At 44.0% G+C, this 12,432-nt stretch carries 14 protein-coding genes; 8 read left to right on the top strand and 6 right to left on the bottom strand.

What is annotated here, in order from left to right; all coding sequences use genetic code 11:
* Positions 1-12 precede the first annotated feature (12 nt).
* The 8 genes from ACZ5DR_RS14185 to ACZ5DR_RS14150 are packed head-to-tail and all read left to right on the top strand — an operon-like array spanning position 13 to position 5,920.
* The gene (locus tag ACZ5DR_RS14185; protein WP_377367322.1) at positions 13-456 is read left to right on the top strand and encodes a pilin; all 444 of its coding nucleotides are present in this window, start codon (positions 13-15) and stop codon (positions 454-456) included.
* A 1-nt stretch (position 457) separates the two neighbouring features.
* On the top strand, positions 458-1,387 hold the full coding sequence (locus ACZ5DR_RS14180; RefSeq protein WP_377367320.1) for a GspE/PulE family protein: 930 nt from the start codon (positions 458-460) through the stop codon (positions 1,385-1,387).
* Positions 1,360-2,415 carry a hypothetical protein gene (locus tag ACZ5DR_RS14175; protein ID WP_464543708.1) on the top strand — a complete coding sequence of 352 codons (1,056 nt, stop codon included), beginning with the start codon at positions 1,360-1,362 and terminating at the stop codon, positions 2,413-2,415. The genes ACZ5DR_RS14180 and ACZ5DR_RS14175 overlap by 28 nt, the downstream gene beginning before the upstream one ends.
* Complete coding sequence (locus ACZ5DR_RS14170) at positions 2,408-3,202, top strand: prepilin peptidase (protein ID WP_377367316.1); 795 nt, start codon at positions 2,408-2,410, stop codon at positions 3,200-3,202. The genes ACZ5DR_RS14175 and ACZ5DR_RS14170 overlap by 8 nt, the downstream gene beginning before the upstream one ends.
* Positions 3,199-3,801, top strand: a complete 603-nt coding sequence (gene coaE, locus ACZ5DR_RS14165; RefSeq protein ID WP_377367314.1) for a dephospho-CoA kinase — start codon at positions 3,199-3,201, stop codon at positions 3,799-3,801. The genes ACZ5DR_RS14170 and coaE overlap by 4 nt, the downstream gene beginning before the upstream one ends.
* Positions 3,801-4,016, top strand: coding sequence for a DNA gyrase inhibitor YacG (gene yacG, locus ACZ5DR_RS14160; RefSeq protein ID WP_377367312.1), 216 nt, complete (start codon positions 3,801-3,803; stop codon positions 4,014-4,016). The genes coaE and yacG overlap by 1 nt, the downstream gene beginning before the upstream one ends.
* 23 nt (positions 4,017-4,039) lie before the next feature.
* Positions 4,040-5,254, top strand: a complete 1,215-nt coding sequence (locus ACZ5DR_RS14155; protein ID WP_377367310.1) for a response regulator — start codon at positions 4,040-4,042, stop codon at positions 5,252-5,254.
* 6 nt (positions 5,255-5,260) lie between these two features.
* On the top strand, positions 5,261-5,920 hold the full coding sequence (locus tag ACZ5DR_RS14150; RefSeq protein WP_377367308.1) for a sensor histidine kinase: 660 nt from the start codon (positions 5,261-5,263) through the stop codon (positions 5,918-5,920).
* A 56-nt stretch (positions 5,921-5,976) separates the two neighbouring features.
* Here ACZ5DR_RS14150 and ACZ5DR_RS14145 read toward each other — a convergent pair whose 3' ends face one another.
* The 6 genes from ACZ5DR_RS14145 to ACZ5DR_RS14120 form a co-directional block, all read right to left on the bottom strand.
* Positions 5,977-6,663, bottom strand: a complete 687-nt coding sequence (locus ACZ5DR_RS14145) for a sensor histidine kinase (RefSeq protein WP_377367307.1) — start codon at positions 6,661-6,663, stop codon at positions 5,977-5,979.
* A 9-nt stretch (positions 6,664-6,672) separates the two neighbouring features.
* Complete coding sequence (locus tag ACZ5DR_RS14140; RefSeq protein ID WP_377367305.1) at positions 6,673-8,340, bottom strand: tetratricopeptide repeat protein; 1,668 nt, start codon at positions 8,338-8,340, stop codon at positions 6,673-6,675.
* A 23-nt stretch (positions 8,341-8,363) separates the two neighbouring features.
* Positions 8,364-8,999, bottom strand: coding sequence for a GntR family transcriptional regulator (locus ACZ5DR_RS14135; protein ID WP_377367303.1), 636 nt, complete (start codon positions 8,997-8,999; stop codon positions 8,364-8,366).
* Positions 8,999-10,171, bottom strand: coding sequence for a benzoate/H(+) symporter BenE family transporter (locus tag ACZ5DR_RS14130; RefSeq protein ID WP_377367301.1), 1,173 nt, complete (start codon positions 10,169-10,171; stop codon positions 8,999-9,001). Before ACZ5DR_RS14130 ends, ACZ5DR_RS14135 begins: the two co-directional genes overlap by 1 nt.
* A 58-nt stretch (positions 10,172-10,229) precedes the next feature.
* Positions 10,230-10,946: a ZIP family metal transporter gene (locus ACZ5DR_RS14125; protein ID WP_377367299.1), complete on the bottom strand. Its 717-nt coding sequence runs from the start codon at positions 10,944-10,946 to the stop codon at positions 10,230-10,232.
* Positions 10,947-11,021: 75 nt separating this feature from the next.
* Positions 11,022-12,428, bottom strand: coding sequence for an ATP-binding protein (locus ACZ5DR_RS14120; protein WP_377367297.1), 1,407 nt, complete (start codon positions 12,426-12,428; stop codon positions 11,022-11,024).
* Between the last annotated feature and the right edge of the window lie 4 nt (positions 12,429-12,432).

Raw genomic sequence — 12,432 nt, 5'->3', positions numbered from 1 at the left:
AGGAGTGAAGTTATGATTCAAATACCCAGCTCAAAAAAGGGGTTTACCCTAATTGAATTAATGGTCGTCATTGCGATCATTTCCATACTTGCGTCTTTTACTGCCCCCTCTTTTAAACGACATATTGCTAAAGCAAATCTTGTTGATGTGGTTCTCTATGCCAGTACCGTGACAGGCACGGCAGATGAGTACATTATGGCTAACGCCGATTTTCCTACTGCCGAAGCTCTTGAGTCACTACTGGACTCACAAGTTCCTGAAGGCAAAGTCCTTTCCACAAGTGTCACTCGAATAGACAAAGAACAAGGTTTAATCATCTTTAACTTAAAAGATGCGATCGGGATTGATGAAGGAGCAACACTCACCTATTCAAGAAATACTCAAGGTGTCTGGCAATGCCAGACGACACTGGCCACCAATGTGGCACCAGATAATTGCCAGTCGTCGGAGGTATGATATGAATCTTGATGCCCTCCTTGCTGATGCAATTCAGAGAAATGCCTCAGACATACACCTATTACTACTTTCTGACCAGACAACCCAGATGCGCTATCGAATTTATGGCCAACTAACTAAGAGAGAGTCCTTTTCAAATGGACTCACGCTCATCAACAAGATCAAGATAAACGCTGATTTAAATGTGGCAGAATCCCGAAGAATCCAGGAGGGGCAATTTAGCTTTGTACTTCATGGCGACACATATTTTATTCGGGTAAGCATTGTTAATTCAGACCTAGGTGAGAAAGTTGCCCTACGAGTGCTCTCCCCTTTAAAACAATTATCCCTCGTAAAACTGGGCCTTAGCATCGCCCAGAACAATGCATTGGAACACGCAATATCACAAAAAAGCGGTCTTATTTTAGTGTGCGGTGCCACAGGGTCAGGAAAAACAACTACCTTATATTCATGTCTTGAGCGTATCGACGATGGATCGCGCACCATTTACACCATAGAAGATCCCATCGAATTACCTCTCCCCAACATTTATCAATTCGAGCCCAACGATTCATTAGAAATTGACACCTTAGCCCTGTTGAAATCATTTATGCGTCAAGACCCCGACGTGATCATGGTGGGCGAAATACGCGACGCCAAAACAGCAGACCTGGCCATATCAGCAGCCTTAACAGGACACTTGGTCTTGGCCACCATTCATGCAAATAGCCCTTTAAATGTCATTCATCGATGCCGTCATTGGAACCTAGATTTCTTTTCATTAGTTAGCTCCCTTTCGTTAATCATTCATCAGTCAATGAGGTATGAAGAGCAAGGCTGCAAACCCAAATTCTCCATATTGCGCCCGAAATGGGGGGTAAATTTACCGTCAACCTATCAGGCTCTTATCCAAGAAACGGATCTTTGGCAGCAGGTAGGAAGCGAATCATGAAGTTATATACCATCAAAGGAGACGATAACGCCCTTTTGTTTGATAGCAAGGAACCAGCGATTCGCCATGCCGTCCGCATAGGCAAAAGCACAAGACATATCAAAAACATCCGAAGCCGATCATTTAATTCCATTCAACTGGGCAGCTTATTAGAAAACACCCTACATTACTGGAACAACCAATCTGGGCTTCAGCAGGCATTACTTTCTGCCCTTGAACAAAAGAGCAAGGATTTTAGATTCTGTATGATCGCCCAGAGATTGAGTCAAGGTGACTCAATTGGAGATGCAATGTGGGCATTCTTACCCAGTCATCTTAAACCAATGCTTGCGACACTTAAGCAATCAAGCGGTGAAGAACCTAAAATAGCAGTCATTAAAGCCGTAGTGAACATGCTCAATAGAGAGCAGGAATTATCTCAGCATCTAACTAAAAACCTAAACTATCCCTTTTTAATTATACAATCCGCCCTAGTTATGGCCTGTATTAACGCCCTATTTAACAATAGAGATCTGTTTTTTACCCTTTGCCTTTGGTTGTGTGTCTCTGCTATTCAACTTGTGGTTTTTTACCTAGTAAAAAGCGGTCACATAGCCCTTTGGCTAACACAAAATATAAAAGGGTTTCGCTATGAAAACACTCTATCAATCATTGTCGAAATGACGAAAACAGGCGTGCCGCTCCACCGCATCTTAAAAGGCATGTGCTTACATAGCCATCAACATGACATTTTAGCTTTGTATCAATCAGTGCTTTTGTTAGACAGCGGATCTAAAGTCAGTGAAGCGTTACCACAGCAATGGTTCCCCAAGGCAAAGCATTACAAGCTCAGCAGCATTGATGACACTTCAGACCTGCTATCACCTCTCATACAAGCCCGTGAGGACTGGGCTAGATCCAACCAATATCACATCAATCTACTCTGCAAAATAATCCCATTATTGGGTATAGTTATTGCTGCGCTGTTCGTGACTTACACCCTGTTAGAGCTCTATTTACCCATTATGGAATTGAATCAACTTGTCTGAAGCAACCTTCATATTTTATGTTTTAGTATGCCTTTGTATGGGTAGCGCAATGTCCTCTCTCTCATGGAGACTACCACGTACCTTAGAACACAACTGGCGAAAGGAAGCACACGATTTTCTGGCGCTAGACTTTAATGATCCCGCTCCCGAAAGCTTCTTTAAAGGACGATCTATTTGCCCAAACTGCGGCTCAACGCTCACCCCTAGAGACCTCATGCCGCTGTTAAGTTATGCTCTTAACTCTGGGAAATGTCGACACTGTAAAAATAGCATCCCCATTCGCTACCCAATCATTGAAGCATTTAGCCTAGTAATTCTGTTACCCCTTTATTTCCTTACCAATGATTTAACCGAGTTAGGCCTTCTGTTGCTACTGATTAGTAGCCTCTTACTGGCATTAATAATTGATGCGGAACACCAATGGATACCTGACCAATGCAGCGTATGGGTAAGTATGAGCGCGTTTATACTGATGTATTCCCAAGGACAAGATCCCAGTATTAATCTACTTTTTGCTTTATTTGCCTATTTTCTGATTGTGAGCTTACGTTGGCTGTTTTTAAAAGTACGAAAGGTAGAAGCCATCGGCTTAGGGGATGCCAAACTCCTTGCGGCCCTAGTATTTTGGCTGGGTCCAACAGCTTTATCACCTATATTACTAATGGCCTCCATTACAGGTATGGGCTTTCATATACTGACAAAAAAACAGATGAGTGAGCGGATCCCATTTGGACCATTTTTAATCATTAGCGCCCTTCTCATCTTCTACTATAAGGCATATTCATGACTAAAATCGTTGGCCTGACGGGCGGGATAGGTTCTGGGAAGAGTACAATTGCCAAACTATTTAACCAACTTGGCATTCAGTCTATTGACGCTGATGACGTTGCTCGGGAAGTGGTTTTACCTGGAGAGCCATGCCTAGACGCTATAATAGATGCATTTGGTGAGCAGATAATTCTGCCAGATGGGCAGCTAAACCGAGCTAAATTAAGAGAAGAAGTCTTTCAAAACCCCGAGAGTCGAGCCTTACTAGAAAGCATCACCCATCCTGCAATTAGAGTGAGAATCGAAGACCACCTTAACGCCATGACCAGCAAGTATGGTTTATTAGTGCACCCACTTCTATTTGAAAAGCATCAAGAACATCTTTGCGACCTAACCATCGCCATTAGCGTGACTGTTGCTCAGCAGGTTGAGCGAGCCATGAAAAGAGACGGCAACAATGAAGCGCAAATACGTCGTATCATTCAAGCGCAACTACCTGATGAAGACCGCATAGAGCGAGCAAACTTTATCTTGAAAAATACTGGCACAGCCGAGGATTTGAGTGGTAAAGTCACTGAGTTACACAAAAAATTACTTGATAAATTAGATATAAAATAATGCAGAATAATACGATGGTGGCTTGCCCTACCTGTGGCCAAAAAAGCCCTTGGTCACAAGACAACAAAAATCGCCCTTTTTGCAGTGAGCGCTGTAAGTTAATTGACCTTGGAGAATGGGCTAGCGAAAGCTACAGCATTCCCCAGCAAAACTCTGAAGAAGACGAGATCTTTTCTGAGGACTTGGTCGCCAATCCAAACAAATCTTTTTTGTAGTGTATTAAGAGATCCATCATAAGATGAATAAGCCAAACTTTTCAGAGAAAACTGCATTACTGATCGAAGATATGGCTGAAGCCCGCATCATGCAAAAGAAAATGCTTAATGATTTCGGGTTCAAATCTATTGATATCGCGATGAAGGCCGAAAGTGCCATCGACATGCTACGCACCCACAAATACGACGTAATCTTATCTGACTACAACCTAGGGAATGGCAAAGATGGGCAACAACTGCTTGAAGAAGTACGTATTTCTCACCTCATCCCCAACACATCGACTTACCTTATGGTAACGGCTGAAACGTCCATCGAAATGGTGATGGGTGCCATTGAATATGCGCCAGACGGCTACATCACAAAACCGTTCTCTCAAGCTATGCTCCAGCGCAGATTACTAAGGCTAATGGAAAATAAAGCCAAACTTATTGCCGTTAATAAAGCCCTTGACGCCAATGATTTCGACGACGCTATCAGTGAAGCTAAGCAGGTCATGTCCGACAACCCTATTTTAGAGAGCCGCTGTCAGCGCATTATCGGTGATGCGCTACTAAGCAAACAGCAATATCAGGAAGCATTAGATGTTTTTCGTACGGTGAGAAAAGCATCCAATATGCCTTGGGCGGTCTTTGGTGAAGCAAAATGTCACTTTTTTCTAGGAAAATTAGATAAAGCCGAAAGTAAATTCCGACAGCTGACTTTGGACAATAAATTCTTTGTGGCAGCCTATGATTGGTTGGCTAAAACCTTGATCAAACAAGGGAACCCTCAAGAAGCTCAAGCAGTCTTGATTGACGCAGTGGGACGCTCTCCTAAAAACCTACTGCGACAAGTTGAACTAGGCAAATTAAGTTTAGATATACAAGACAACATCATGGCTGAAATGTCCTTTAGGCGAGCGGTATTTCTTGCAAAACACTCCTGCTTTAATAAGGCTGATGTCTACCTAAATCACATGAGTTCTGTGGTTGCTTTGGCTAAGGAAGCGCCCTTATCGTCCCGCCAACTTGATAGCTTTCAAACCTCCCTCAAAAAGGTAGAACAAGCTTTCTTCGATTCACCTAGCGTGAGAGCAGAAGCCTACCTTACTGAAATGGAGTTACACAGTGCTTTGGGGGATCTCAAAACCGCTGAACAAATCGAAGAGGTTTGGCATCATGACATCGAAACAGGTAATGCGGATAAGCCAAGCAAAGCAGCATCTGATCGTATTACTAAATTAAAGAGTGCGAAGTGACAGACTATGGAAAAGATGGATATCAGCACCATTCTCGCGAGTGCCATACACGAAAGTAAAAATCATATTGGCACCCTTCTGTATCAGCTTGAAACGCTCAAGAAACAGCAGCTTTCAGAAGAAGGACGACAGTCCCTTAGAAAAGTAGAAGAAGGCATGAAGCAATTAAACGATGAATGGGTGGAATACCTCTATCTTTATCGTTTAGCCTCTGATGGCTACATGGTTCACTACGACTGTTTTTCCCTAGAAGAATTTTTAGACGATCAAGTTTTCGCGCTAGCCCCATCTGCCACCGCAAAAAACTTAAAACTGACTTTTAATGTGGATGCAGACCTTACGGCCGTATTTGATGAGCGGCTCATGACAGCAGTCGTGAGCACCGCAGTTTATAATGCACTTCGGTACGCTAAAACTAACATTGAAATCAATGCCGTCGTTGAGAACGAGTACTTAGTACTTTCAATCGAAGATGATGGACCAGGTTACAATGACAAGGATATTGAAGCGGATGAGCTCTTATTCGAATCAAACACCGGCCTAGGTTTATACTTTGCTGAATTATCAGCCATCGCCCACAAGGTTCAAGACCGAGAAGGCTATATCGAAAAGCGCAGATCTAAACGCCTTGGTGGCGCAGAACTGGCAGTATTTTTACCTCAGTAACCAAGATGCCGCCTACTCGTAAATAGGTGGCATTTGCCTAACAATCGGACATTCCCCTAAGGCAGATTAATTCGCAAACGGCCGCCCCCAATTACGCTTTGATTATCCAATACCGTTTGCCCACAAACGCCCTTATTTTTGTGCTGTGCCGCTACCTTTTCACAGTACAGCCAGCCAATATTTTGACTTGAAAAGGTGTCAATCGACTCCCCTGATTTGATGCTGTTAAAGCGCTCCAAAACTATGTCTGGATACCCAGCCCCATTGTCATCAACGGTAAGGCTTAAACCGTCTTCACCCTCTTCAACCGTAATGCAAATTTTGTCTTGGGTATAACGTACAGCATTTAACACGGCAATATTCAGAACGCCGGTTAACAAGTATGGATCTAAGTACCAGCACAGATCTTCACCAATGACTTCTATTTCAACACCGTTAATTTGCAACAGACTTTCCATTCCTGCCAAGATGTCATCAATTAACTCAAGAACGTAGGTTTCTTGCATTTGTACGATTAACTTATCAGACTCCATCAAATACAGCCCATGAAGCTGGTTCACCACGTTTTGCATACGAGTGACTTCATAATCCACAATTTTCAATCCGGCAGTGGCTTCCTCTCCTTGGATACCTCCAGCAATGGATTCTAGTTTATATCGGACTTGGCCCAAGGAGTTACGCATATCGTTTACGGACGCGCCAATCACATCTTCAAAAGGCAGTTGGTTAGTATTATTCGTCACGCTAAACTCCTATAGCTTTATATCGTAATGTTTAATCAAGAATTCTTTTAGGGCCACCAAACGTTTGTATTGTTTATGATGCTCAGAAACATGTTTTAAACGCTTAATCGCCTCTGCACACTCTGCAACGAGATAATGCTTCGCCCCTTGTGACTCCATTAGCTTCAGACAACTTTGTACCAGATTTAAATTAAGTCCAGGATGACGCGGAGAATGCTCTAAAGCGGTTTTAAACTGCTGAACAGCCTCTTCGTATTGTTTATTGCCATATAAAGCTAAACCTTCCTTATTTAAGGTTTTTGCTTGTTGCTTGGCACTTCCTGAAACTGGCTCATCAAGGAAGTCCGACGCCTGCTGCCGCAAAGTTTTGTCCGCAGTGCCATTGTTTACTAGAGAAGAAAGGATTTGCTCTGCCTGATCTTTATTCCCTGCGCTATACAGGGTTTTACCGTATTCAACCACCAATTCAGGCGCCATCCCACCTTCCAACTCACTCGCCAGAGATTGCGCTCCGGCCAGAGCTTGAGCCGCCTCTGTGTTACGGCCTTGGGAAGCCATCAAGCGACTTTCTGCTAAGGATTTACGAAATTTGACCTGATCATTATCTGCAAAGCGCTTAGCCACAGCGCTCAGAGCACTGCCAGCTTCAGACAGTAAACGTTTGCGGTCTACACTGTCCGCTAAACTGGCAGACTCCGAGACAATATCAACAAATTGAATATAGTCATCAGGATTTTCATGTATTGAATTTACACCTAACCGAACCGTTTGCTGGCTAGCTTTTAAAGCGGCCATAGCATCCCCATTTGCCATACTCACCTTGGCCATTTGCTTTTGCCTTTTATGAATACGAGGGGAGATTCTTATAGCATCTTCAAGCACTTGCTGAGCTTCTTCAGTGCTTCCTTTATCCTGTAAGCATTGCGCCATAAGATCATAAGCAGCCACGGTTTGAGGAAATAATTGCAATATACGCTCTAAGATTTTAATGGCTTTATCTAGTTGCTGTTTAGCGACGGCCATCTTAGCAAGGCCCAGTAGTGCCCAGTCCACTTCCCTAGACGACAATTCAGTCTTACACAATCGCTCTAAGGGTTCGTATTGTTTAGTCGCTAGAAAAGCTTCTACCAAGGTTCGCTTGCACCAAGGGGCGTAACGCCCTTCACTTTTAATATGGGCTATACACTCATTGATCAGCTCATCATATTTTTCATCAGCGAGTAAACGCTTCATCTGGGACAATGCTTGAGCTTGTTTAAATTGCCGTTCAAGACGTCGGGCTAATACCGCTTGAGTGAAGGGTTTAGAAAGGTACTCATCGGGACCAGATTCCATAATCCCCATCACCACGTCGCGGCTTGTCTCGGCAGACACGATGCAAAATACCACATTGAATTTCAGCAGCTTTAGCTCCCGCAATTCTTCTAATACTTGTTGGCCGTTCTTATTACCTACTAAACGGTAATCACATAGCACCACGTCATAACGGTGGGCGCGACATGCATCAATAACGCCTTTACCACTGGAAGTCTGATCCACATGCTCGATGCCCAACCCTTGAAGCATTTGACGGATTGATTGCCGAGCATTTTCAAACTCATCAGCAACTAAAGCCTTAAGCTTTGCATACTCAGACTTTTGTTGGGACGCTTTGTTGATATAAAAAGCCTTATCCACGTCGTTAGCCTTTCTCTACATTATTAGTTATTGGTCGTTGATTTCAGGTAGCGAACTAACTGAGTTCCTGCCGCCTCAATATGATGTTTCAGTAACTCTGTAGCGCCCTGTTTATCTTTTTGCTCTAAAAAACGTAACAGAGTGTCGTGTTCCGTCTGACTGACATCCTTATATTTTAACGGACCATATTGAAAACCAAGATAACGTCTGACCTGCTCATTTAAACCACTGACCACGTTAAATAAAGTAGGACGATTCGCTGCTTGATATAGGGTCGCATGAAATTCCCAGTTAAGTTGACCTCGCTCTATCAAACTCAGGGTATCACTATTTAATTGATGATTAATATCTCTAGCGCGCCCCAGTGTTTCAAAAGTAAGTCGATCAAATGCAAACTCTAAAAGTCGACTCTCTAAAATAGAACGCATTTGATATAAATCTTCTGCCTCATGCCAGCACAGCTCAGGGATCATAGAACCGGCTTTTCCATGGGGAACAAGCCATCCTTGATTGCGTAAAATACTGATAGCATCTCGAATCGGGATACGACTGACACCATATCGCTCAGACAATTCTAGCTGGCGTAAAGGCCGCCCACGCTCTAACGACCCAGAGACAATATCGGTTTTAATCTGATCTAAAAGGCTTATCTCAGACATTATTTAGAACGTCCTATTTTTTGCACAGATAATACAATTAAGCCGAAACATATACCCCAAAAGGCCGATGCCACACCAAAAAATGACACCCCTGACACAGTCGTTAAAAATGTCACGAGGGCCGCTTCACGAACGCTTTCATCCTCAACCGCCGCTTTAAGATTAGCACCTATAGTGCCCAGTAACGCAATACCCGCCAAGGCGGCAATCATTTCGGCTGGAAACACAGCAAAAATCCCCACCACAGTTGCTCCAGCAGCCCCTGCCAGCCAATAGAAGACTCCCGCCGACATACCAGCAATGTAACGTTTACCTGGATCAGAGTGACATTCTTTCCCACTACAAATGGCAGCAGTAATAGCAGCCAAATTAAATGCGAAGCCTCCAAACGGAGCGAGTAAAAGGGTGGTGATCCCTGTCCATGACATTAGATTAGAAACAGGGGTTTGATAATTGTTTGCTCTCATGACCGCCACACCTGGGATATTTTGAGAGGTGAGTGTCACAATAAATAATGGCACCCCTACCCCTAGGATCAAAGAGGTATTCCACTCAGGTGTTACCCATTCAAAATGCCCCACTTGCAAAGGAATGCTAGAAAAGTCTACATGAGGCTGCAGTAAGACCAATAGAATTCCGGCAATTAAAACCAGAACGACCGCATAACGAGGGATGATTCGTTTGGCCACAAGATAAACAGCAAACATGACGCCGACTATCAAGGCATCCGCTTCCATGGAGGTAAAGATCGCCACACCGAAATTAAACAACACCCCAACCAACATGGCACAGGCAATCGGCAATGGAATCCAGCGCATTAGCTTATCGAAAAGACCACTGAGCCCTAAGATCAAAGCCAGTGCACCGGCAAACATAAAGACACCAATGGCTTCCCCATAGGTAGCATCCGTTAAGCTGGTGGCTAGCAAGGCTGCACCTGGTGTAGACCAAGCCGTAATAACGGGTGCTTTATACCACCAACTTAGAAAAAAACAGGTCGCTCCCATACCAAGACCTAGGGCCATAATCCAAGAAATCTTCATGGACTCCGTTGCACCGGCCACATCTGCTGCTTGAAAAACGATAGCAACAGAGCTAGCAAACCCTATTAAGACAGCGATAAAACCTGCCACCACAGCCCCAAGGCTCATATCAGAAAAAACTTTAAACATAATCATTACTCCCTTAAGCGCTCATAATAATATGCAAAAGTAAAAAATGTATACATTTTTATGAGTGAGTTAGCATAAACCCTATCAGACCGAGTACGAACCCCATGACTGCACCCAAAGGTGGGCCCCAGTGTTTCTCTAACCTCACCTGCGGTGCGATATCCTGAAACACAGCATAGAGAATCCCCCCAGCTGCAACCAGCATGATGCCAGAGACCAATGCGGTAAAACTTGCCAGCCAAAAATACGCCACTAAACCCGCCACCGGACCTGCCATTGCGAGAAGCACAAACAACCACAAAATCTTTTTATTAGTCATACGTCCGGATTCTTTGAGTTCTCGAAACGCATTAAACCCCTCAGGTAGATTCTGCATAGCAATGAGAACGGCAAGCAATGCAGCAGACCCTTTCCCTAATGCTAGAGAGGCGCCCAATGCAATGGATTCGGGGATAAAATCTGACAACATAGCCACCAGCTGTCCTGCTGAGGTCTGATGCTTATAGAGCAGGATATCTACCCACATAAACAGCACACCACCGGCAAGGAACAAAATGGCACTAATAGGAATGGAAAAAGGTTCAATACCCTCAGGGACAAGTACTAAGGCAATGGCTGACAACAGTGCACCACCACCAAAAGCCGTCACACTATGACGAAGCTCTTCATTAAGCCAATTAGGACGGATGCTATCAATCGAAGCAAACACGCCCCCCAAAGGCATTGCCATCCCTGCCATTAAGGTTAACAACAAGATGTACATCCATTCCGCCATAAGCTAGATCCTTTTTAAAAATGAAAAACACCGCTCTTGGGCGGTGTTTTAACATAACAAGACAGTTTCAAGGACTTAATATCTCATGGGAAAGCGAATACGTACAACCAAACCACTAGGCTTGTTAGCGCCAAACGCTAAATGAGCTCCATAGTATTTTACGAGGCTTGAGACAATAGAAAGGCCCAAGCCGGCACCAGAATGATCGCTACCACGGAAGAAACGTTCTGTCAGGCGACCTAATTCCCCCTTAGGAACACCAACGCCAGAGTCACGAAAATCTAACACGATTCCATCCTTTTCTTTCTGCCAGTCGATGCGAATCTCACCACCAGTAGGCGTAAATTTGACCGCATTAGAAATCAAATTCTGCAAAATTACTTCCAGATGATTGACCTCCATCGGCAAAGCAATGTCTGAATTAACTTCAGTAACTTCTAGATTAATCTCTTTCTCAGACAACATAGGATATAAAGCGGCCACGATACGGCGCGTTTCTTTAAATAGAGGAATAGGACTGTGGATACCGCCTTGCAATTGGCTCTCTACCCTAGCATAAGATAAAAGCTGCCCAACAATCCTCGTACTGCGATCTACACCGGCGACCATTTGCTCTAACGCATGTTGGCGTTCTGCTTCATCCTGTGCGGCTTCTGCATTCTGTGCATGCAGCTTCAATATAGCTAAAGGGGTTCTTAGCTCATGAGCTGCGTCAGCAATCCAACGCTTTTCACGGGCCATGAGATCGTCGATTTCTTTCAGTAAAATATTGAGTGCTTGCTGAACAGGCGCGAGTTCTTCTGGAACGTTATCAAGGCTAACCGGTTTCAATTGGGCAGGTTTAATTTTGCTGATACGATCAGTAAGTTGTTTTAACGGTTCCAGTCCAAAACCGACTGCCAACCAAACCAGGAGTGCAATTACAGGCCACCCGATCATTTCAGGCAAAACAGAATTCAACACAATCTCAGTGACAATCTCACCACGAACATCCTGTCGCTCAGCAACCACAATACGAAAAACATCCCCATGATCTGAGATTTTCTTCAGCTCAAAGGTTCGCCATTCATAATTTTCAGTCTCAGCAGTACCAAAACCATCTTTAAGCGTATGAGAAGGTTCTATTGATTGACTGTCTGATGCGACAACCACCTCTCCGTTATGCCAGATTCTAAAATAGACCTTGCTTTCATATTCGTGGCCAACTTGGCTCAACTCATATTCATTTAGATCTGTCACCACCTCCGGATACACGAAAACAGGAGCCTGACGCCCCTGTTTTAGATCGTCACTGGTCATGCGCACCAACAATCTGGCCTGTTGGGCTAGACGGGCATCAAACAACTCCTCCACCTCATGAGTTGCAAATCCAATGCTTATTAACCCAAGTAACAAACTGGTAAAAGCAAACAGAGACATCACCAATATAAGGGTGCGTTTCTTTATGGAGTTGGGAAGGCGTCGGTTGAATATCTTGAGCACGCTT

This window comes from Marinomonas vaga (assembly GCF_055388305.1).
The sequence above is the reverse complement of the archived record's forward strand: the minus strand, read 5'-3'. Positions and strand labels throughout refer to the sequence as shown.

What these genes read in the sequence shown, in the direction of transcription:
- ACZ5DR_RS14185 (WP_377367322.1), top strand. Translation starts at nt 13, where the DNA reads ATGATTCAAATACCCAGCTCAAAAAAGGGGTTTACCCTAATTGAATTA.
- ACZ5DR_RS14155 (WP_377367310.1), top strand. Translation starts at nt 4,040, where the DNA reads ATGAATAAGCCAAACTTTTCAGAGAAAACTGCATTACTGATCGAAGAT.
- ACZ5DR_RS14125 (WP_377367299.1), bottom strand. Translation starts at nt 10,946, where the DNA reads ATGGCGGAATGGATGTACATCTTGTTGTTAACCTTAATGGCAGGGATG.
- ACZ5DR_RS14135 (WP_377367303.1), bottom strand. Translation starts at nt 8,999, where the DNA reads ATGTCTGAGATAAGCCTTTTAGATCAGATTAAAACCGATATTGTCTCT.
- ACZ5DR_RS14180 (WP_377367320.1), top strand. Translation starts at nt 458, where the DNA reads ATGAATCTTGATGCCCTCCTTGCTGATGCAATTCAGAGAAATGCCTCA.
- ACZ5DR_RS14150 (WP_377367308.1), top strand. Translation starts at nt 5,261, where the DNA reads ATGGAAAAGATGGATATCAGCACCATTCTCGCGAGTGCCATACACGAA.
- coaE (WP_377367314.1), top strand. Translation starts at nt 3,199, where the DNA reads ATGACTAAAATCGTTGGCCTGACGGGCGGGATAGGTTCTGGGAAGAGT.
- yacG (WP_377367312.1), top strand. Translation starts at nt 3,801, where the DNA reads ATGCAGAATAATACGATGGTGGCTTGCCCTACCTGTGGCCAAAAAAGC.
- ACZ5DR_RS14130 (WP_377367301.1), bottom strand. Translation starts at nt 10,171, where the DNA reads ATGTTTAAAGTTTTTTCTGATATGAGCCTTGGGGCTGTGGTGGCAGGT.